At 71.4% G+C, this 20698-nt stretch carries 19 protein-coding genes; 11 read left to right on the top strand and 8 right to left on the bottom strand.

Going from position 1 to position 20698, the window contains the following annotated elements; all coding sequences use genetic code 11:
• Positions 1 to 48 precede the first annotated feature (48 nt).
• The 5 genes from gatC (at position 49) to ASG04_RS07680 (ending at position 5332) form a co-directional block, all read left to right on the top strand.
• Positions 49 to 348 carry an Asp-tRNA(Asn)/Glu-tRNA(Gln) amidotransferase subunit GatC gene (gatC, locus tag ASG04_RS07700; protein ID WP_056122091.1) on the top strand — a complete coding sequence of 100 codons (300 nt, stop codon included), beginning with the start codon at positions 49 to 51 and terminating at the stop codon, positions 346 to 348.
• On the top strand, positions 345 to 1892 hold the full coding sequence (gene gatA / locus ASG04_RS07695; RefSeq protein WP_056122090.1) for an Asp-tRNA(Asn)/Glu-tRNA(Gln) amidotransferase subunit GatA: 1548 nt from the start codon (positions 345 to 347) through the stop codon (positions 1890 to 1892). The genes gatC and gatA overlap by 4 nt, the downstream gene beginning before the upstream one ends.
• On the top strand, positions 1892 to 3394 hold the full coding sequence (gene gatB, locus ASG04_RS07690; RefSeq protein WP_056122088.1) for an Asp-tRNA(Asn)/Glu-tRNA(Gln) amidotransferase subunit GatB: 1503 nt from the start codon (positions 1892 to 1894) through the stop codon (positions 3392 to 3394). The genes gatA and gatB overlap by 1 nt, the downstream gene beginning before the upstream one ends.
• A gap of 82 nt (positions 3395 to 3476) precedes the next feature.
• Positions 3477 to 4616 carry a type III polyketide synthase gene (locus ASG04_RS07685; RefSeq protein WP_056122086.1) on the top strand — a complete coding sequence of 380 codons (1140 nt, stop codon included), beginning with the start codon at positions 3477 to 3479 and terminating at the stop codon, positions 4614 to 4616.
• A complete protein-coding gene (locus ASG04_RS07680; protein WP_056122084.1) occupies positions 4613 to 5332 on the top strand; it encodes a methyltransferase domain-containing protein in 720 nt (239 codons plus the stop codon). Before ASG04_RS07685 ends, ASG04_RS07680 begins: the two co-directional genes overlap by 4 nt.
• Before the next feature lie 138 nt (positions 5333 to 5470).
• Here the strand turns inward: ASG04_RS07680 and ASG04_RS07675 are convergent, their stop codons facing one another.
• From ASG04_RS07675 to ASG04_RS07650, 6 genes are all read right to left on the bottom strand, one after another.
• Positions 5471 to 6568 carry an N-acetylglucosamine kinase gene (locus ASG04_RS07675; RefSeq protein WP_235515476.1) on the bottom strand — a complete coding sequence of 366 codons (1098 nt, stop codon included), beginning with the start codon at positions 6566 to 6568 and terminating at the stop codon, positions 5471 to 5473.
• Positions 6556 to 7863 (bottom strand): 6-phospho-beta-glucosidase, encoded by a 1308-nt coding sequence (locus ASG04_RS07670; RefSeq protein WP_056122080.1) that lies wholly within the window; start codon positions 7861 to 7863, stop codon positions 6556 to 6558. The genes ASG04_RS07675 and ASG04_RS07670 overlap by 13 nt, the downstream gene beginning before the upstream one ends.
• 8 nt (positions 7864 to 7871) lie before the next feature.
• Complete coding sequence (locus ASG04_RS07665) at positions 7872 to 8765, bottom strand: carbohydrate ABC transporter permease (protein WP_056122078.1); 894 nt, start codon at positions 8763 to 8765, stop codon at positions 7872 to 7874.
• Positions 8765 to 9805, bottom strand: coding sequence for a carbohydrate ABC transporter permease (locus tag ASG04_RS07660; protein WP_056122077.1), 1041 nt, complete (start codon positions 9803 to 9805; stop codon positions 8765 to 8767). Before ASG04_RS07660 ends, ASG04_RS07665 begins: the two co-directional genes overlap by 1 nt.
• Positions 9805 to 11145, bottom strand: coding sequence for an extracellular solute-binding protein (locus ASG04_RS07655; RefSeq protein WP_056122074.1), 1341 nt, complete (start codon positions 11143 to 11145; stop codon positions 9805 to 9807). Before ASG04_RS07655 ends, ASG04_RS07660 begins: the two co-directional genes overlap by 1 nt.
• Positions 11146 to 11310: 165 nt before the next feature.
• Positions 11311 to 12552, bottom strand: a complete 1242-nt coding sequence (locus ASG04_RS07650) for an ROK family transcriptional regulator (RefSeq protein WP_056122072.1) — start codon at positions 12550 to 12552, stop codon at positions 11311 to 11313.
• 210 nt (positions 12553 to 12762) lie between these two features.
• Between ASG04_RS07650 and ASG04_RS07645 the strand changes: the two genes are divergently transcribed.
• Together ASG04_RS07645 and ASG04_RS07640 are read left to right on the top strand one after the other, a co-directional pair.
• Positions 12763 to 13692, top strand: a complete 930-nt coding sequence (locus tag ASG04_RS07645) for a DUF3097 domain-containing protein (protein WP_056122070.1) — start codon at positions 12763 to 12765, stop codon at positions 13690 to 13692.
• A gap of 198 nt (positions 13693 to 13890) precedes the next feature.
• The gene (locus ASG04_RS07640; protein WP_056122068.1) at positions 13891 to 14541 is read left to right on the top strand and encodes a hypothetical protein; all 651 of its coding nucleotides are present in this window, start codon (positions 13891 to 13893) and stop codon (positions 14539 to 14541) included.
• Between the two features lie 236 nt (positions 14542 to 14777).
• Here ASG04_RS07640 and ASG04_RS07635 read toward each other — a convergent pair whose 3' ends face one another.
• Together ASG04_RS07635 and ASG04_RS07630 are read right to left on the bottom strand one after the other, a co-directional pair.
• Complete coding sequence (locus ASG04_RS07635) at positions 14778 to 15791, bottom strand: LacI family DNA-binding transcriptional regulator (protein WP_056122066.1); 1014 nt, start codon at positions 15789 to 15791, stop codon at positions 14778 to 14780.
• Entirely contained in the window at positions 15788 to 16270 is a 483-nt protein-coding gene (locus tag ASG04_RS07630; RefSeq protein ID WP_082517881.1) for a DUF3054 domain-containing protein, read from the bottom strand. Before ASG04_RS07630 ends, ASG04_RS07635 begins: the two co-directional genes overlap by 4 nt.
• A gap of 110 nt (positions 16271 to 16380) precedes the next feature.
• On the opposite strand from ASG04_RS07630, the gene ASG04_RS07625 reads away from it, so the two are divergent.
• The 4 genes from ASG04_RS07625 (at position 16381) to ASG04_RS07610 (ending at position 20679) form a co-directional block, all read left to right on the top strand.
• Positions 16381 to 17331: a hypothetical protein gene (locus tag ASG04_RS07625; protein WP_156463573.1), complete on the top strand. Its 951-nt coding sequence runs from the start codon at positions 16381 to 16383 to the stop codon at positions 17329 to 17331.
• A 332-nt stretch (positions 17332 to 17663) separates the two neighbouring features.
• Complete coding sequence (locus ASG04_RS07620; protein WP_056122061.1) at positions 17664 to 18824, top strand: ABC transporter substrate-binding protein; 1161 nt, start codon at positions 17664 to 17666, stop codon at positions 18822 to 18824.
• Positions 18821 to 19870, top strand: coding sequence for an ABC transporter permease (locus tag ASG04_RS07615; RefSeq protein ID WP_156463572.1), 1050 nt, complete (start codon positions 18821 to 18823; stop codon positions 19868 to 19870). The genes ASG04_RS07620 and ASG04_RS07615 overlap by 4 nt, the downstream gene beginning before the upstream one ends.
• Entirely contained in the window at positions 19867 to 20679 is an 813-nt protein-coding gene (locus ASG04_RS07610; protein ID WP_056122060.1) for an ABC transporter permease, read from the top strand. Before ASG04_RS07615 ends, ASG04_RS07610 begins: the two co-directional genes overlap by 4 nt.
• Positions 20680 to 20698 lie beyond the last annotated feature (19 nt).

The following is a 20698-nucleotide window of genomic DNA, read 5'->3' as shown; positions in this document are numbered from 1 at the left end:
ACGCCCAATAGACTGGTCGCCATTCCACGAACCGATCGACGGAGCACCATGCCTGACATCACGAGCGAGCAGGTCGCCCACCTGGCGAACCTCGCGCGCATCGCACTCACGCCCGACGAGATCGAGAAGCTGACCGGGGAGCTGTCGCACATCGTCGACAGCGTCGCGAAGGTGACCGAGGTCGCCACGCCGGACGTCCCCGCGACGAGTCACCCGGTCGCGCTGCCGAACGTCCTCCGACCCGACGTGGTCGGCGAGACGCTGACGCAGGAGCAGGCCCTCTCCGGGGCCCCCGACTCCGACGGCGAACGGTTCCGCGTGACGGCCATCCTGGGAGAAGAACAGTGACCGACGACATCACCCGGCTCAGCGCCGCCGCGCTCGCCGACGCCCTGGTGGCCCGCGACGTCTCGAGCGTCGAGGCCACCCAGGCGCACCTCGACCGCATCGCCGCCGTCGACCCCGACGTGCACGCGTTCCTGCACGTCAACGAGAACGCCCTCGGCGTCGCGAAGTCGATCGACTCGCGCCGCGCCGCGGGCGACGACCTCGGTGCGCTCGCCGGGGTGCCGGTCGCCATCAAGGACGTCCTCTGCACGATCGACATGCCGTCGACCTCCGGCTCGAAGATCCTCGAGGGCTGGGTGCCGCCGTACGACGCCACCACGGTCCTCAAGCTCCGGCGTGCCGGCATGGTGCCGCTCGGCAAGACGAACATGGACGAGTTCGCGATGGGCTCGACCACCGAGTTCTCGGCGTACGGCCCGACTCACAACCCGTGGGACCTCGGCCGGATCCCCGGCGGGTCCGGTGGCGGTTCCGCCGCCGCGGTCGCCGCCTTCGAAGCACCGCTGGCGCTCGGCTCCGACACCGGTGGCTCGATCCGCCAGCCCGGCGCCGTCACGGGCACCGTCGGTGTGAAGCCGACCTACGGCGGGGTCAGCCGCTACGGCGCGATCGCCCTGGCGTCCTCGCTCGACCAGGTCGGCCCGGTGGCGCGCACCGTCCTCGACGCCGCGTTGCTGCACGACGTCATCGGCGGACACGACCCGAAGGACTCCACCTCCATCCCGCAGGAATGGCCGTCGTTCGCGGCCGCCGCGCGTGACGGACTGCAGGCGGACACGCTCCGCGGGCTGCGGGTCGGCGTCGTCAAGGAGCTCGCCGGGGGCGAGGGCTTCCAGGCCGGCGTCACCCAGCGGTTCCAGGAGACCGTCGCGGTCCTCGAAGCCGCCGGAGCCGTCGTCGTCGAGATCGACGCCCCGAGCTTCGCCTACGCCATCAGCGCGTACTACCTGATCCTCCCGGCCGAGGCCTCGTCGAACCTGGCGAAGTTCGACTCGGTGCGCTTCGGCCTCCGGGTCACGCCCGAGGGCGGCGCCACGGTCGAGGACGTCATGGCCGCCACGCGCGAAGCGGGCTTCGGCCCCGAGGTCAAGCGCCGCATCATCCTCGGCACCTACGCGCTGAGCGCCGGCTACTACGACGCCTACTACGGCAGTGCGCAGAAGGTCCGCACCCTGGTGCAGCGCGACTTCGACCGCGCGTTCGAGCAGGTCGACCTGCTGGTCAGCCCGTCGGCCCCGACGACGGCCTTCCCGCTAGGCGAGCGCCTCGACGACCCGCTGTCGATGTACCTCAACGACCTCACCACGATCCCGGCGAACCTGGCCGGCGTGCCGGGGATGAGCATCCCGAACGGCCTGGCCCCCGAGGACGGCCTGCCCACCGGCGTGCAGCTCATGGCACCCCAGCGCGAGGACGCCCGCCTCTACCGCTACGGCGCGGCACTCGAGCGCCTGCTGGAGCAGCAGTGGGGTGCTCCGCTCATCGACCGGATCCCCGACCTCGACGCGAGTCAGCAGTCGGCAGCAGAGGAAGGCGTGGTCTGATGGCCGCCAAGGACGCACTCATGGACTTCGACGAGGCACTCGAGCGCTTCGAGCCGGTCCTCGGCTTCGAGGTGCACGTCGAGCTCGCCACCAAGACGAAGATGTTCTCGGACGCCCCGAACTTCTTCGGCGGTGAACCGAACACGAACGTCACGCCGGTCGACCTCGGGCTGCCCGGGTCACTCCCCGTCGTCAACGAGCAGGCCGTGCGCTTCTCGATCAACCTCGGGCTGGCGCTCGGGTGCTCGATCGCCGAGTCCTCGCGGTTCGCCCGGAAGAACTACTACTACCCGGACAACCCGAAGAACTACCAGATCTCGCAGTACGACGAGCCCATCGCCTTCGAGGGCGAGGTCGAGGTCGAACTCGCCGACGGCACGCTGTTCCAGGTGCCGATCGAGCGTGCCCACATGGAAGAGGACGCGGGCAAGCTGACGCACGTCGGCGGCGCCACGGGTCGCATCCAGGGTGCCGAGTACTCGCTCGTCGACTACAACCGCGCGGGGGTCCCGCTCGTCGAGATCGTCACGAAGCCGATCTTCGGCGCCGCGCACCGCGCTCCCGAGCTCGGCGCCGCGTACGTGCAGGTCATCCGCGACCTCGTCCGAGCGCTCGGCGTGTCCGAGGCCCGCATGGAGCGCGGCAACCTGCGGTGTGACGCCAACATCTCGCTCCGCCCGTGGGGCCAGGAGAAGCTCGGCACCCGCACCGAGACCAAGAACGTCAACTCGTTCCGGGCCGTCGAGCGCGCCATCCGCTACGAGATCCAGCGCCAGGCGGCGATCCTGGCCGACGGTGGGACCATCACGCAAGAGACCCGCCACTGGCACGAGGACACCGGTCGGACCTCGGCGGGCCGTCCCAAGTCGGACGCCGACGACTACCGGTACTTCCCCGAGCCCGACCTGCTGCCCGTCGTGCCGGACAAGGCGATGATCGAGGAGCTCCGCGCCTCCCTGCCCGAGGCTCCGGTTGCACGTCGTCGTCGTCTCAAGGGCGAGTTCGGGTTCGCGGACCTCGAGTTCCAGGACGTCGTGAACGGCGGATTGCTCGACGAGGTCGAGGCGACCATCGCTGCCGGCGCACCGGCCCAGGCCGCGCGCAAGTGGTGGACCGGCGAGATCAGCCGCGTCGCGAACACGCAGGACGCCGCACCCGCCGACCTGGTCTCGCCGGCCCACGTCGCCGAGCTCATCACGCTGGTCGAGTCGGGCGAGCTGACCGACCGGCTGGCCCGCCAGGTGCTCGAAGGGGTCATCGCCGGCGAGGGCTCGCCCTCGGCGGTCGTCGAGTCCCGCGGGCTCAAGGTCGTGTCCGACGACTCCGCGCTGACCGCGGCCGTCGACGAAGCGCTCGCGGCCCAGCCCGACGTGCTCGCGAAGATCCGCGACGGCAAGGTGCAGGCCGCCGGCGCGATCATCGGTGCGGTCATGAAGTCCATGAAGGGCCAGGCCGACGCGGCCCGCGTCCGGGAACTCGTGCTCGAGCGCGCACAGGCCTAGGCACCGCCAGGACCGTCGACGACGGGTTCCCGGGGGATCGACTTCCTGGGGACTCGTCACCGACCGGGTGACAGGATGAGTCGTGTCCGCAACGATCCGCGCCATCGGTACCGCCGTCCCTCCGACGACGCTCGACCAGGTCGCCGTCCGGGACCTCTTCGCCGCGCAGCCCGGCCTCGGCCGACTCGGGCGCCGCATCGTGCCCGCCGCGTTCGACGCATCGGCGGTCGAGCACCGGCACACGGTCCTGCCCGAGCTCGACACGAGCGGCACGCCCGGCCCGTTCCGCGACGGAGACGGAGCCATCCACTCGCCGACGACCGGGATGCGCAACGACCGGTACCGCGAACTGGCACCGCCGCTGTTCGTCGCGTCGGCGCGCGACGCCCTCGACCGCTCCGGCGTCGACCCGGCAGCCATCACGCACCTGGTCACGGTGTCGTGCACGGGCTTCACCCAGCCCGGACCGGACCTGGCGATCGTCGCGGAGCTCGGCCTGCGACGCACGGTCTTCCGGCACCACATCGGGTTCATGGGCTGCTGCGCGGCGTTCCCGGCGCTCCGCAGTGCGGCCGCCTTCGCCGAGGCCGACCCGACCGCGGTCGTGCTGGTCGTCTGCGCCGAACTCTGCACGCTGCACGTCCGTGCGTCGGACGACCCCGACCAGATCGTCGCGAACAGCGTCTTCGGCGACGGTGCCGCCGCCGCGGTGGTCACCGCTGAGGGCCCCGGACTCCGCCTCGACGCGTTCGCCGCGACCGTCGTGCCGGAGGGTGCGTCCGAGATGGCCTGGAACATCGGGGACGAGGGCTTCGAGATGGTCCTCAGCACCGCGGTGCCGAAGCTCGTCGGTGCCACGGTCGCCGAGGCCGTCGGGCCGCTCCTCGACGGACCCGCTGCGGACGTCCCCGTCTGGGCGGTCCACCCGGGCGGCCGGGCCATCCTCGACCGCACGCAAGAGGCCCTCGCCCTGCCGGACACCGCGATGGCGAGCAGCCGCGCCGTGCTGCGCGACCACGGCAACATGTCGAGCGCGACCGTGCTGTTCGTCCTGCGCGACGCCATGGACATCGGGCTGGCGGACGCCACGCCCGTCATCGCCCTCGCGTTCGGCCCCGGTCTGACCGTCGAGAGCGCCCGCCTGACCGCGGTCGGCACGAGGATCGCGACCGACACCGTCGGAGCGGTCGCGGAACCGGAACTCGCCGCGGAGCACCGATGAGCCGCTCCCAGGGAGCCGCGTCGGGCCTCCCGATCGACCTGCGGGCTCGCGACCTGACGCTCCGCGAACTCATGGACGACCCCGACTGCGACCCGCGCGCGCTGGAACGCACGTTCCGGCGCTTCGCGGTGGTGAACGCGCTCGTGAGCGGATGGCGAGCGGCGTGGCGGACGCACGTCGCGCCGGCGCTGCCGGCACACGGGCGGGGTCGCATCCTCGACCTGGGCTGCGGCGGCGGCGACCTCGCCCGGGCGCTCGTCCGCTGGGCGGCGAGCGACGGGTTCGAGATCGAGGTGGTGGGCATCGACCCGGACCACCGCGCCATCGCGTCGGCATCCCGGTCGACGCCGAAGGGCGTGACCTTCCGCGAGCAGTCGAGCGCCGACCTGGTGGCGGCGGGGGAGCGGTTCGACGTCGTCGTGTCGAACCACGTGCTGCACCACCTCGACGACGACGAACGCGCCGGGTTCCTGGCCGACTCCGAACAGCTCGCGTCGACCCGGAGCCTGCACTCCGACATCCGTCGCTCGCCCGCCGCGTACCGGGCCTACGCGCTCGGGTCGACGCTCGTCGCTGCCGGCACCTTCGTCCGGGTCGACGGGTTGCGGTCGATCCGCCGGAGCTTCACGCTGCCCGAGCTGCACACCGCGTTGCCGAGGGGCTGGCGCGCCGAGGCCGCCGCGCCCCACCGCGTCCTCGCGATCCACGACGCCTGACGCAGCTGCGCCCGCGAGACGCCGGAGTGCGCGAGACGCCGCCGTGCGCGCGAGACGCCGCCGTGCGCGCGAGACACCGCCCCGCAGCGCGGCGTCTCGGTGCGACGACGGCGTCTCGGCGCCGACGTGGGCGTCTCGCTACGGGATGAGCGCCGCCGTGGACGTGAACTCCCTTGACAGCACGGCCGCTCGGTAGCGCTCGAGCGCCTCTGGCTGTGCTCCGACGGACTCGAGCGCGGCGAGCCCCGCGCCGAGCACCGGCGGCGAGGTCACCCACGTCGGGACCGCGCCGGGAACCCGGGAGCGCAGGCCGCCGACGACCGCGTCGACGAGCATCGGGTGCCGTGCCGCGAGCACGCCGCCGCCGAGGACGACCGGGACGGGGAGCGCCGGCGACGTCCCGAGGCCGAGCCGTCCGAGCGCGACCGACGCCAGCAGGACGATCTCCTCGGCCTGCCGCGCGACGACGGCGGCGGCGACGGCGTCCCCGTCGGCCGCGACCTCGAAGAGCACGGGGCAGAGCCGGTTGAAGACCCGCTGGTCCAGGCGTCCGAAGTGGATGGCCTCGGTGACCTCGCGGACCGTCCCGAGGCCGAGGGCAGCGGGCACGGCGGACGCGAGTGCCGTCGCTGGACCGCGCCCGTCGTCCGCGCGGGCCGCGTGCCAGAGCGCCCGGTTGCCGAGGTACGCGCCACCACCCCAGTCGCCGGACACGTCACCGATCGCGGGGAACCGGGCGGTCTCGCCGTCGGCACGCACCGCGAGGGCGTTGATGCCGGTGCCGCACACCACCGCTGCGGCGTCCGGCGACAGGGTCCCGGCCCGCAGCAGCGCGAACAGGTCGTTGTCGAGGACGTCCGGCGCGCCGCCGTCCGCCTCCCAGTGGCGGAGTGCGGCGGTCGCCGCGGTCAGCTCGTCGGGCAGGTCGAGCCCGGCCAGGTACACGTGCGTGGTGCGGATCCGCGCACCGTCGAGGGCGCTCACGACCCGCCCGCGGACGTCGTCGAGGATCGGCCCGGCGAGCTCCCACCCGCGCGTCTGCGGGTTCGATCCGGGTCCGCGGGCATGGCCGACCAGGCTCCCGTCGAGTGCGACGGCGACGACGTCGGTCTTGCTGCCGCCGCCGTCGACCGCCAGCACGACCTCTGGAGCGGCCGGAGCGGTCGGCGCGGACGGAGCGGCCGGACGGGAGGACCGGCTCGCCCCCGCCGCACCGGCGCGGCTCAGCGTGCCCACGTCACCTGCTCCGCCCGCGCCCACGGGATGTGCTCCGCGTTCGCCGCCAGCAGCAGGTCCGTGAGCTGCTCCGCCTTGTCGAGCTGACCGACGAGGGGGTGCGCCCACATCGCCCGGAGTACCCGGTCGCGGCCGCCGTGCACCGCTGCGTCGAGCGCCAGACGCTCGTACCCCGCCACGTGCGCGACGAGCCCGGCCATGTCCGGAGCGAGGGGTGCGACGGGGAGCGGGGTGATCGCCTGACGGGTCACGCGCGCCGGCACCTCGATGACGTGGTCGTCGGGCAGGAACGGGAAGGTGCCGTCGTTGCGCACGTTGAGCACCTGCACGTCGCCCCGGTCGCCGAGGATCGAGGACAGCACGTCGATCGCCGCCTCGGAGTAGTACGCCCCACCGCGCTGCTCGAGCTCGGCGGGCTTCGTGACGACGGACTCGTCGGCGTACTTCGCCAGCAGGGCCCGCTCGGTCGCCATGACGGCCTCGGCGCGGGTGGGCTCGTGGAGCTGCTCCTCGAGCACGACGTCGTGGGCGTAGAAGTAGCGCAGGTAGTACGACGGGATCGCGTGCTGCAGCCGGATCAGGTCCTCGCCCATGTGCACGCTCTCGGCCATCCGGGCGAGTGCGCCGCCGTCCGGGCTGAGCAGCGTGTCGAGGACGTCGCGCGTGGACCCGTCGTCACCGGTCACGTGCACACCGCGCTCCCACGTCAGGTGGTTCAGCCCGACGTGGTCGAGTCGCACGTGGTCCGGGGCGACGCCGAACTCCTTCGCGAAGCGGCGCTGGAACCCGATCGCGACGTTGCAGAGCCCGACGGCGCGGTGACCCGCCTCGAGCAGCGCGCGGGTGACGATGCCGACCGGGTTGGTGAAGTCGACGATCCAGGCGTCCGGCTTGGCGTGCTTGCGGACGAGCTCGGCGTACTCGAGTACCACGGGGACGGTGCGGAGCGCCTTCGCGAACCCGCCGGGTCCGGTGGTCTCCTGCCCGATGCAGCAGGCCTCGTGCGGCCAGGTCTCGTCCTGCTGGCGTGCCGCCTGCCCGCCGATGCGGAGCTGGAACATCACCGCGTCGGCGTCGCTGACCCCGGCGACGACGTCGTCGGTCACGTGGACGGTGCCGGGGTGCCCGGCGTGCGCGAACATCCGCTTCGCCACGCCGCCGACGAGCTCACGACGGACGGGGTCGGGGTCGACGAGCCAGAGTTCGTCGATCGGGAGCTGGTCGCGGAGCCGGGCGAAGCCGTCCACGAGTTCTGGGGTGTAGGTGGAACCGCCACCGATGACCGTGAGTTTCATGCGTGGTGCTATCCCTTCACGCCGGTGAGCGCGATGCCCTCGACGAATGCCTTCTGTGCGAAGAAGAAGATGACGACGACGGGGACCATCACGACGACGGTCATCGCCATCGTCATGGACCAGTCGGTGCCGTGCTGCCCGCGGAACGTGGCGAGGCCGTACGCCACCGGCCAGGCGGCCTGGTTCTCGGACGCGTAGAGCAGCGGGCCGTAGTAGTCGTTCCACGAGTTGAAGAACATGAAGATCGCGGCGGACGCGATGCCCGGGCGGGCCATCGGCACCACGACGCGCATCAGCACGCCCCACTCGCTGCAACCGTCCATGCGGGCGGCGTCCCCGTACTCCTTCGGGATCGTCATGAAGAACTGGCGGAGCAGGAAGATGCTGAACGCGTCCCCGAGCAGGTTCGGCAGGATCAGCGGCCAGAGCGTGCCGGTCAGGTGCAGGTGCGACCACATCACGTAGACCGGCACGGCGGTGACCTGCGGGGGCAGGAGCATCGCGACGATGATCACGGTGAAGATGAGGTTCGCGCCCTTGAACCGGATCTGTGCCAGCGCGTACGCGGCGGGGACCGAGCTCAGCAGCATGAACGCGGTGGCGAGCACGGCGTACAGCGCCGAGTTGCCGAACCACTGCAGCAGCGGCACCTCGGTGAACACCCGGACGTAGTTCCCGAAGTCGAACGGCCTCGGGATGATCGACGCCGTCAGGGCCTGGTTGCTCGACATCATCGACGTCAGCACCACGAACACGATCGGCGCGAGGGTCAGGACCCCGATCGCGACGAGTGCCGCGTGCTCGGCGATCCACAGCAGCAGGCTGCGACGGGGCCCGCGCGCCGTGCCGGGTGCCGTGCCACGGGGAGCCCGGGCGAGCGGGGACTGGGAGACGGCGGTCATCAGGACTCCTCAGGTCTGAAGACGGAGATCCGGCGCATGGTGAACACGAGCACGACCGCGGTGACCACGAACAGCACGACGGCCATCGCGGACGCGTAGCCGAACTGGAAGTTCGCGAACCCGTGCTGGTACAGCAGCTCGGTGTAGGTCAGCAGCGACGTGCCCGGGTACCCGAGCTGTGCCGCGGTACCGCCACCGATGGTGGCCTTGCCGCTCGCGACACCCGAGGCCACCGCGGCCTCGGTGAAGTACTGCAGCGCGGCGATCACCCCCGTGACGGCGGCGAACCCGATCACCGGCGCGATCGTCGGCAGGGTGATGTGCCGCACCTGCTGGACGCCGTTCGCCCCGTCGAGCGACGCGGCCTCGTACAGGTCACGCGGCACGTCGAGCAGCGACGCCAGGAAGATGATCATGATGTCGCCCATCACCCAGACGCCCATGATCACCAGCGACGGCTTCGACCACGACGGGTCGTTGAACCACAGCGGTCCGTCGATCCCGAACAGCCGCAGGACCTGGTTGACAGGTCCGGTGCCGGGGTTGAACAGGAACACGAACGCCACGACGCTCGCGACCGGCGGTACCAGCGCGGGCAGGTAGAACAGCGTGCGCCAGAGGCCCGTCGCGGTGCGGGCGCGTGACAGCAGCCCAGCGACCAGGAGCCCGCAGACGATGCGGACGGGCACCAGGATGACGACGAACCAGATCGTGTTGAGGACCGCCGGGCCGATCTGCGGGTCCTGGGTGAACAGGAACCGGTAGTTCAGCAGGCCGACGAACTGCGGCTCCTGCAGCTGGTTGTAGCGCGTGAACGAGTAGAAGACGCTCGCCACCAGCGGGTAGGCGAAGAAGACGACCAGGCCCAGCAGGGCCGGTGCGAGCATGGCCAGCGCGACCAGACGGCGGCGGGACTCGGCGGACCGCGGCCGGCGTGCCGGAGCCGTGGGGGGCAGCGGACCCGACCCGCTCGGACCCGCGGGGCGGGAGGCCCGGGTGGGCCGTGCCTCCCGTCCGGCGGTCTTCGTCGTGGCGCTCATCACGGACCCGCCAGCTGGTTCGCGTTGTCGATGTCCGAGTCCAGCTTCTTGAGCTTGGCGTCGAGGTCGCCGCCGTTCTCCTGGTACGCCTGCCAGAACTTCGTGAAGGTGCCGATGTAGGCGGCGCCGTCCGCCGTGGCGGGCGAGGTGATCGTCTTGGCGTTGCCCGCGACGTCGACGAAGGTCTTGTAGTTCTCGTCGACCTCGAGCTTCGGGGACTGCAGCGCGGAGGTGATCGTCGGGATGTTCTTCAGCCCGTTGCCCATCGTGACCTGCGCGTCGGTGTTCGTCGACAGGTACTTGAGCAGCGCCCAGGCGAGCTCCGGGTTCTTCGAGCCCTTCGCGATGCCCGCGACGTTGCCCGCGATGTAGGTCGAGCCGTAGTTGCCGAGACCGTCCAGCACGGGGGTCGGCGCGGTGCCGTAGTCCAGGTCCGGCTTCTGGTCCTTGATGAAGGCGGTGCGGTACTCGCCGTCGATCTGCATCGCGACCTGACCGGTCTGGAACGCGTTGTCGGCGGCGAACTCCTGGCCGAGGCCGGACGTGAACGTCTTCAGCTTGTCGTAGCCGATCGCGTCGACGAAGCCCTTCTGCCACTGGATGAGCTTCTTCCAGCCGGCGGAGGTGCCGATCTCGCTGTTGCCCTTGCTGTCGAGCCAGGTGCCGTTGATCATCGGCGCGAAGTGCTCCGGGGAGTTCTCGTAGAAGTCGATGAGCGGGTTGAAGCCGAGCTGCTTGATCGACCCGTCGGCGTTGTACGTCGTCATCTTCAGGCCGTCGGCCTTGAGCTCGTCGAGGGTCTTCGGCGGGGTCGTGATGCCGGCCGCTGCGAACGCCTGCTTGTTGTACATCAGCGCGCTGACGTCGGCGAGTGCCGGCAGCGTGCACCGGGTGCCCTTGTAGGCGGTGTAGCCCTGCACGGCCTTCGGGATGTCCGACAGATCCACCTTGTCCCGCTTGATGTACGGGGACAGGTCACGGAACGCCCCCGACGAGCAGAAGCTGCCGACGATCGCCGTCGAGTACGACAGCCCCACGTCGATGCTCTGGCCCGACGAGATCGCCTTCTGCAGCTTCTCGTCGTCCTGCCCGGCGTGGATGTCGACCGTCACGCCGGGGTTGGCCTTCTCGAACCCGGCGACGGCGCTCTTCACGACGCCGGCCTCGCGGCCCGTGAAGAAGTGCCACAGCGAGACCGTGCCCTTCAGGTCCTTCGGTGCGGTCTTGTCGATCGACGACGCGCTGCTGCCGGAGCTGCAGCCGGCGACGACGAGGGCGCCCGTGGTGGCGATGGCGGCGGCGGTGATGATCCGCCGGAGGTGCTGCCGGGGGTGTGACATGCGGTACTCGCTCTCTGGTCTCGCTCCGAGGGCGTCCGCGCCGGCCGACGGCCGGTCTGCGGGCGCACCGGAGAGCCCTCGGACAGGGCTGGGGTGGTGCCTCGAGTGGTGCGGGTGGGTGGAGCTGGCGACGGTGCTGGCGGTGGTGCTGGCAGTGGTGCTGGCTCAGGCGTGCTGCGCGGGGTCGGACTCGGTCGCGTCGTCACTGATGCGGTCGAGCCGGCCCGCGAGCGCGGTGCGCACGACGTCGATGAGGACGTGGCGTGCGCCGTGCAGGACGGGGGTGTCGGGGACGCCGGGCGCCACCACGGCGGTGGACCAGCGCGAGCGGGTCCGGAGCCAGGCGGTCACGGCGGCGGCCAGGGCGGGACCGCCCGCGATGCCCGTCGGGCCGTGCAGCACGACCGTCTCGGGATCGGCGACGGCGAGGACGGGGAGCACGTTGTGCCCGACGCGCTCGCCGAGGGCGGTCGTGAAGGGGTGCTGCTCGGAGAGCCCGGGCAGCTGCGGGAGCACCTGGCGCCAGTCGGCAGCGCTGCCGTCCGGAGCCGTGATCCCGTGGTCGGCGGCGAGTCGGGTGATCGCGGACTCGGAGATGAGGTCCGCGACGATCGTCGCCGTCGGGTCGAGGGGGAGCGCGTCGGCGGGCACGCTCAGGTAGCCGATCTCACCCGCGGCGCCCGAGGCCCCCGCATGCAGGCGGCCGTCGAGGTCGAGTGCCATGCCGAGGCCCTCCGCCATCCACAGCACCGCGAACGAGCTCGGCGCGCGGCCGGCGCCCATGGCCCGTTCGGCGATGGCGGCGAGGTTGGCGTCGTTCTCGACGACGACCTGCACGCCGAGGGCACGTGACAGCGTGGCGGCGACCTGGTCCCGCGGCCATCCGGGCAGGCCGTCGGTGAAGATCAGGGTGTCGGTGGCGTGGTCGACGCTGGCCTGCACCCCGACGGCGACCGCGGTCACCAGGTCCGGGTCGACACCGGCGGCCGCGGCGGCGCGGCTGACGGCGGCGGCGACGATGTCCTCGCCCGGCGCGCGCATCTCGTCCACGTCCATCCGGTGCTCGGCGACGGGGTAGCTCCGGCCCGTGGCGTCCACCACGGTCGAGCGGACGTCGACGAGCTGCACGTCCACGGCGACGGCGAGGTCGCGGTCGGTGATCGCCTCGTAGACCAGGGCGCTCGGACCGCGGCGGCCGGCCTGCGTGTCGGTGCCGGCGTCGCGCAGCAGCCCGGCTGCCTCGAGCCGACGGATGATCTCGGCGGCGGTCGGCTTGCTCAGGCCGGTGCGCTGCGCGATCTCGTTCCGGGTCATCGGACCGTGGTCGAGCAGCAGTCCGAGGGCCGCGCGGTCGTTCAGGACGCGCAACAGCCCGGGCTGTCCCGGGGTGCGTCCGCGTGTGGTCATGTCGAGGACAGTAACGGACAACCTTCTTTACTGAAAGGTTTGTTTACGAATCGGCAACATGCGTTCTGTTCCGCGAAACACGGCCGTCCTCGTCCCGCGGTGCCGACTGGATCGACACGGGGTTGGACGCGTGTCGGCTCGTCCGTCCGGAGTGGGTGGTGTCGGCCGGTCGATGTCGTCCGGAGCCGGGTCGACACTACGCTCGTGCGGGTGGACGAGGACCGGTACGGCAACGACGTGCTCTCGGGCGACTGGCGCTCGAAGGGCGTGCGGAAGGTGCGGCAGGTGCCGCTCGAGCGGGACATGGTGCTCGAGGACCCGGCGTCCGGCTGGGCCGGCGCAGTCGTCGGGCTCGAGGCGGGGAACATCTCGCTCGAGGACTGGAAGGGCCGCACCCGGGCATTCCCCTTCGACGGGCAGTTCCTGCTCGAGGGCGAGCTCGTCACGCTGGGACGGCCGCAGGCGCCGGTCGGGCGGTCTGCCGCCGCCGCACCCCCGGCTCGCGCCGGATCGGACGGGAGGCCCGGTGCGGGTCCGGCTGTGCGGCACGCCTCCGACGGTGGTCGGCTGCGCACCGCGTCCGGGTCCTTCGCGGTCGAGTCGCAGCGCGCGCGGGTCGCCCTGCCCTCGCGGATCATGGTCGAGGGCAAGCACGACGCCGAACTCGTGGAGAAGGTCTGGGGAGCGGACCTGCGGGTCGAAGGCGTCGTCGTCGAGGAGCTCTCCGGCGTGGACAACCTCGCTGCCGTCCTGGACGACTTCCGCCCGTCACGTGATCGTCGAGTCGGGGTGCTCGTCGACCACCTGGTGCCCGGGTCCAAGGAGTCCCGCTTCGCGTCCGCCGTCATGCAGGGCACGTGGGGCGCGCACGTGCTGGTCGTGGGGCACCCGTTCGTCGACGTCTGGCAGTCGGTCAAGCCCGAGCGCGTCGGACTGCGCGCCTGGCCGACGATCCCACGGTCGATCGAGTGGAAGGCCGGCATCTGCGCCGCGCTCGGATGGCCGCACGCCGAGCAGGCCGACATCGCCCGCGCCTGGCAGCGGATCCTGGGGCAGGTCCGGACGTTCGCCGACCTCGAGCCGCAGCTGCTCGGCCGGGTCGAGGAGCTCATCGACTTCGTCACCGAGCCGGTGGCGTAGCGCGGGGTCGTGCGGACCCTCGCCCGCACCGTGCTCGACGGTGTGGTGCGGAGTTGGTCGTTCCGTGCCCGGGACCAGCCTCGCACCGGGCGGGCAGCGTGGCACGGGCAACGACGTCCGCACGGTGCCCGGTGGTGGATCGAGGACCGGGCGGCCGTGGCGGGGGTGATCCGGGCCTCCTGTCCGTATCGTTGGACCATGGACGGCATCGACGGGCGCGTGCGGAACGCCGTCGACCTGTGGCTGCGGTGGTTGCCGCGGTGGCAGATCGGGACCGCTCGACCGCGCACGCGGATCTGCCGGAAGTGCACCGGGTCGCCGATCGCCAGTGCCGCGGGCTTCGGTCCGGACGTGCCGCACCCCGTGCAGCACGCGCTGATCGGTCGGATGTCGACGATCATCGACGACGCCGTGGACGACTACACCGCCAAGAACCTGCCGCTACTGCACCGCGAGCTCGAGCGCGCCGATGCCCGCAAGCGGCACGCGGGGTACCAGCCGGCCGAGGGGCTGTCGCCCGAGTTCCAGGGGCTCGACGTCGACCCGCAGCCGCAGGACGGGGCGCCGTTCCTGTTCACGCTCGAGGGGCTCGCCGGCACTGGAGCGTCGTCGGACACCGCGCCGCGCGAGCCGTTGTCGGACGAGGCGAAGGCGGCACTGCGGCACGAGATCGAGCTGTCGGACGAGTGCGCCCGGTCGACCGGCACGGCGGTGTGCCTGGCGCTGATCGACCATCGAGCACGCATCGCCGAGGCCGTGGAGCGGCTCGTCGAGCCGCAGATCGAGGCGCTCGTGTCGGACATGTTCCGCGGGCTCGAGGGCGACGGGGCACGCGGCGGGTTGTTCTGAGGGCGGTGCGTTGCGCACGGTTGCGTGTTCGCGCACGGTGCTGCGTGGTCGCACGGTGCTGCGTGGTCGCACGGTGCTGCGTCTGCCACTCCGTGCGAGGTTGATCGCCTGGTGCGGGGACGGTTCCTCGCACCACGCGATCGTGGCGGCACGGGGAACGAACCTCGCACCGTGCTCGTCCCGGCGAGGCCCGCACGAGCCGGACACGTGCGCACCGTGCGCCCCGCAGCGCTGCGTCAGCGGGGGAGCAGGGTGCGGCCGGGCAGCACCGTGCCTCGCAGGGGCCGGTGCTCGACGGTCCTGCCCGGGTCCTCGATGCGGCCGATGACCAGGTCGATGGCCTCGCGTCCGATGCGCTCGACGGGCTGCTGCAGCGTCGTGAACCCGATCCAGTCGCTGGCGAGCGGGTACACGCCGTCGAACCCCGTCACCGAGACGTCGCGCGGCACGCCGACCCCGCGTTTGGACAGAGCCTCGCAGACGTCGAGCATGAGTCGGTCGGTGGGGCACATCACGGCGGTGGCGCCGGACTCCCGCATGACCTCGACGACGTCGGCCGCGACGTCATCGGGCGGGCGAACGAAACTGGCGTCGATGTCGATCGCGTTCACCGCGCGGTCGCGCAGTCGCCCGGCCATCGCCTGCGACCGCGCATGCTGCGTGATCGCGTTGTCGAGCGGCACGGTGAGCACCACGACGTCAGTGTGACCGGCATCGGCGACGGCGTCGGCGATGCGCTGCCCGCCGTCGACCTCGTCGCAGTAGACGCTCGACAGCGCCGGGTGCAGCTCAGGGCGGCCGGCGACCACGGTCGCGATGCGCGGGGCGAACTCGGCGATGTCCGCGGACGGGAGCAGCCCGCTGCACACGACCAGTCCGTCGACCCGCATCGACACCAGCGATGCGAGCGCGGACTTCTCGTCCTCGACCCGTCCGACTCCGGTGGTGGTGACGACGCGGTAGCCGAGTTCGGACGCGCGTTGCTCCATGACGGCATGCAGCGCGGTGTACAGCATCGACGAGGCGTCGCGCACGAGCATGCCGATGGTGTGTGTCCGACCGCTCACGAGCCCTCGTGCCATAGCGTTTGCCACGTAGCCGAGCTCCGCCGCGGCGCGCTCGACGCGTTCACGGGTCTCGTCGGAGAAGCGGCCCGTGCCGGAGAGCACACGACTCACCGCGGACTTCGAGACACCCGCTCGTGCGGCGACGTCGACGATCGTCGGTTGCGAGCCGCGGCTGCCGTTCACGTGCCTGGCGTGACGCCGGGGCTGTTCGACGGATCCGTTGCCGGGTCGTTCGTCGTCGGGTCGTCGAGCGCCGGGGCGTCGACCGAGCGGCGACGTGCGAGAGCGCGCAGGACGACGCGCGCGATCGCGCGCCAGCCGAGCAGGAACACGCCGAGGACGATCGTCGCGACGATGAGGAAGGAGATCGGCAGGGGATTGCCGTCGACCACGCCCTGGCCGGTCGCGACGCGGATGGCCATCCCCACGAAGACCGTCAGGATCCAGACGACGACGCCGGTCGGCCAGGTCCGCAGGGGGCGGGCCCAGGCGCCGCTGGTGACGTAGCCGATCGCCCAGCCAGCCAGGAACGGGTAGGCGGTGGTCCAGAGCGCGCCGAGCGTGTTCGCCTCGCCGTGCGAGGACCGCCCGATCAGGGCGAACACCACGATGAGGACGACGTCGATGACGGCTGCGAGCCAGCCCCAGGTGCGTTCGGTCACGGCCCCATTGTCGCAGCCCGGTTCCTCCACGGGTGCCACTCGTCGGCCTCCCCTACACAGTTCAGGCGACTGCGTCGTGACGCTGCGTCTCGCCTGACCAGGATCACGCCATGCAACGAATGCTCGATCTCGCACCTGTCCCGCAAGTTCCGCTCTTCCGGACGTCCTCGCACCGGCCCGACGAGTCCGACCGCATCCGGCAGCGCGCCGCTGCGGGCGAGCTCACCCGGATAGGACGAGGGCTCTTCGTCGACACAGCGGCCTGGCAACCGCTGCGCTCAGCTGAACAGCACCGGGTCCGCATCGAGGCCGTGGCTGATCGGATCCGGCCCGATCGGGTCCTGTCGCACGTGTCGGCAGCCGTGGTCCTCGCGGTGCCGCTCGTCACGGATCCGCCGGACCGGGTGCACCTGACCACCCCGGGAGCCGACGGCCGCACGACGAACGCCACCTTCATCGTGCACGCCGACCTCGACCCGACGGGGGATCGCAGCACGGTCCGGACGTCGGACGGGCTCCGCACCCACGGTCCCGAGCGTGTGGCCGCGGACCTCGCGCTGACGTTCCCGCTGGTCGATGCCGTGGTCGCGCTCGACGACCTCCTGCGACGGGGGACCGACCGCGCCAGGGTGCGCGAGTCGATCGAGCGGCGCGGGCCGAAGGGGCGTCGGCGCGCGCTCACGGCCGTGGACCTTGCGGACCCTGAGTCCGGTTCTCCCGGCGAGTCCGTCCTGCGCGTCCGGTTCGATCAGCTCGGCACGGAGCGACCGGTCCTGCAACACCGCTTCCGGCAGGCGGGATGGCCCGACATCGTCGTCGACTTCTGGTTCCCTGCGGCAGGGGTCGTCGTCGAGTTCGACGGCGAGGTCAAGTACCGCGACGGGCGGATGCGTGCCGGCCGGTCGGTGGAGGACGTGGTCGTCGCCGAGAAACACCGCGAGGACCGACTGCGGGCCATGCCCGGAGTGCGGGCGGTCGTCCGGCTGACGTGGTCCGACCTCTGGGACGAGGGTCTGCTGCGTGCGGCGCTGCGTCGGGCTGGGGTGCGGATGCGCCGCTGAGGAACGCACGGTGCGAGCTTCGCGGGCTGGTGCAGTGCGAGCACGGTGCGGAGTTGGTGCTTCGTGCCGCGACGGCGGCCCGGTGCGAGGTTGTTCGGCGGCACGGGGCCGTCAACCTCGCACCGGGCGCAGCGCTCGCACGGTGTGTGCGGCGCGCGCAGCGCGGCACGAGTTCACCCGGGCGGCACTGCCGCGGCACCCGGCGTTCACCGGGCAGCGCCACACTCGATCACGGTGCGGGAACGTTCCCGCACCGACCGCTCCACACCCCCGCGAACCACCCCGCGCACCACCCTCACGCTCCACCCCCACGAACCAGGGAGACCACCGCCGTGAAGACCCGAGCCCTCGCCGGCCTCGCGATCGCCGCAGTCGCCACCGTCGCGCTGTCCGGCTGCGTCCAGAGCGCCAACGCCGCGAACGACAACGCCGACAGCGGCACCGGCAGCACCAGCCTCACCGTGTTCATCAGCGGCGACACGAACGTCCAGGACCTCTGGGACAAGTCGCTCATCCCCGCCTTCGAGAAGCAGCACCCGAAGATCTCCGTCCGCACCAGCATCGACCTGCACGGCGAGCACGACGCGCAGACCCAGGCCAACCTGGCCACCGCGGTCAAGGCCGGCAAGACCGTCGCCTACGACCTCGTCGACGCCGGCTTCGTCACCACCGCGGGCAAGGCCGGCCTGATGGCGAAGGTCAGCGACAGCGCGATCCCGAACCTGAAGGACGTCCCCGCAGCCACAAAACAGCAGGGCGGCGACCGCGCGATCCCGTACCGGGCCTCGAGCGTGCTGTTGGCGTACGACTCCACCAAGGTCAAGAAGGCCCCGAAGACCCTCGATGACCTGCTCGCGTGGATCAAGGACAACCCCGGCCAGTTCGCGTACAACTCGCCGTCCTCGGGCGGCTCCGGCGGCTCGTTCGTGATGACCGTGCTGGCGAAGTACCTGTCCAAGAGCGAGCAGACCACCATGCAGACGACGTACGACAAGTCGCTCGAGTCGAAGTGGGACGAGGGCTTCGCCGCGCTCAAGGACCTCGGCCCGTCGACGTACCAGAAGGGCGTCTACCCGAACGGCAACGACCAGGTGCTGCAGATGCTCGGCTCCGGCCAGATCGCCATGGCCCCGGTGTGGAGCGACCAGTTCATCACCGCGCAGAAGGCCGGCACGATCGGCAAGGACATCGCGTTCACACAGATAGCCGACCCGACGTTCACGGGGAGCGCGAGCTACCTCGGCATCCCGGCGACCGAGCCGAAGGCCAAGAAGCAGGCCGCCGAGGAACTCGCTGACTTCGTCCTGTCGTCGAAGGGGCAGCAGCTCGTCGCGAGCGCCGTGTCCGGCTACCCGGTCATCCCGCTCAGCTCGCTGCCGTCGAGCGTGGCGGAGCAGTTCTCGAAGGCCGACCCGTCCAAGCTCCGTCTCGGCTTCCAGAGCGAGCTGCAGGCCGACATGAACGCGGCATGGGACGCGAAGGTCCCGCAGTGACCCAGACCGTCCCGAACGGCCCGGCACTCGACCGGGAGGCCCGTGGCGACTCCGCCACGGGCCTCCCGCCCGTCCCGTCACCGGCCCAGGGCGCGGGCGGTCCGACCGTCCGCCGCACCATCCAGCAGCGGCTGGAGCGCCGCCGGCGCGTCCAGGGCATCGCGCTCGTCACCGCCCCGGTGCTGGTGGTCGTGCTGTTCGTCGGCGTGCCGGTGGTCAACGCCGCCCTGTTCAGCCTCGGGTTCACCGGCGGGCTGAACCAGGCGCTCGCCGACATCGGCCAGGACACCGTACGCGGGTTCTCGTTCGCGGTGTACGGCACGCTGCTCGGCAACCCGACGTTCCTGCGCGACCTCGGCGCCACGATCGGGGTCACGGTTGCGTCGACCGGACTGACGATCGCGCTCGCCGTGCTGATCGCCGTGATCCTGCGGATGCGCGGCGGGTTCCTCGGCCGGACGCTCAGCGTGCTGGCCGTCGTGCCGATCTTCGTGCCGGTGGTGATCGCGAGCTGGTCGATCCTGACGTTCACCGACGCGCAGGGGTTCCTGCGCAGCGCCGGCGCCCAGGTGGGCATCGACGTGCCGGTGTGGGGCTACACGCTCGTCGCGGTCGTGTTCGGCAGCGTCTGGACGAGCCTGCCGTTCGCCGTGCTGATGATCGCCGGGGCGCTGCAGGGCACACCGGACGCCCTGATCGAGGCCGCGAAGGACGCCGGCGCCGGTACGTGGCGCGTCGTGTGGCAGGTGCTGCTGCCGATGGCCGCGACCCCGATCGTCATCGCGACGACGTTCACCGTGATCGGTGTGCTCGGGTCGTTCACCGTGCCGTACTTCACCGGCCCGAACGCCCCGTCGATGCTCGGCGTCGACATCTCGAAGTACTTCCAGTCCTACAACCGTCCGCAGCAGTCCACCGCGATGGCGTTCATCGTGTTCGCGTTCGCCGCCGCCGCCAGCGTGCTGTACCTGCGGTCCACGGTCCGGGCGAACGCCGGCGAGCTGGCGAAGTCGACCGAACTGGCGAAGAAGCAGGAGCGACCGTGATCAAGCGCCTCACCGGCACCGCCCTGGTCTGGGCGACCGCCGTCGTCCTGGCGGTGTTCATCGCAGGTCCCCTGCTGTGGTTGGCCGTCCGGGCCTTCGCCACGAGCTGGACCTACCCGAACCTGCTGCCCGACGGGTGGACGCTGCAGTGGTGGGGGACCGTGTTCGAGGACCCGTCCCTGGCCGTCGCCGTGCAGAACTCGCTCGTGCTGGCCCCGCTGACGGTCCTGATCGCCGCGGTCATCTGCCTGCCGGCCGCGTGGGCGATCAGCCGCATCGAGTTCCCCGGTCGCCGGGTGGTGCTGGTCGGGCTGTTCGCCACGAACGCCTTCCCGAAGATGGGACTGTTCGTCACGATGTCGGCGATGTTCACGGCGTTGAACCTGATGAACACCGTGACGGGCATCCTCATCGTCCACGTGCTCGGCTGTGTCGTGTTCATGACGTGGCTGCCCGCGGCGGCGTTCTCGGCCGTGCCGCGATCCCTCGAGGAGGCCGCCCGCGACGCCGGGGCGAGCCGCTGGCGCACCTTCTGGTCGGTCACGTTCCCGATCGCCTGGCCGGGCATCCTCGTCGCGATGGTGATGAGCTTCCTGGCCTCGTTCGACGAGGCCCAGGGCACCTACCTGGTCGGCGCCCCGACGTACATGACGATGCCGACCGCGATGTACTCGCTGGTCCTGAATTCACCGCGGCAGGTGTCGGCGGTGTTCGCGATCGCGCTCAGCATCCCGTCCGTGGTGTTGATGACCCTGGCGCGCAAGCACATCATGGGCGGACGCCTGGCGGACGGGTTCCAGATCCGATGACCACTCCCAGCACGAAAGG

The sequence above is a fragment of the Curtobacterium sp. Leaf183 genome (genome assembly GCF_001424385.1).
Taxonomy (GTDB): Bacteria; Actinomycetota; Actinomycetes; order Actinomycetales; family Microbacteriaceae; genus Curtobacterium.
The sequence above is the reverse complement of the archived record's forward strand: the minus strand, read 5'-3'. Positions and strand labels throughout refer to the sequence as shown.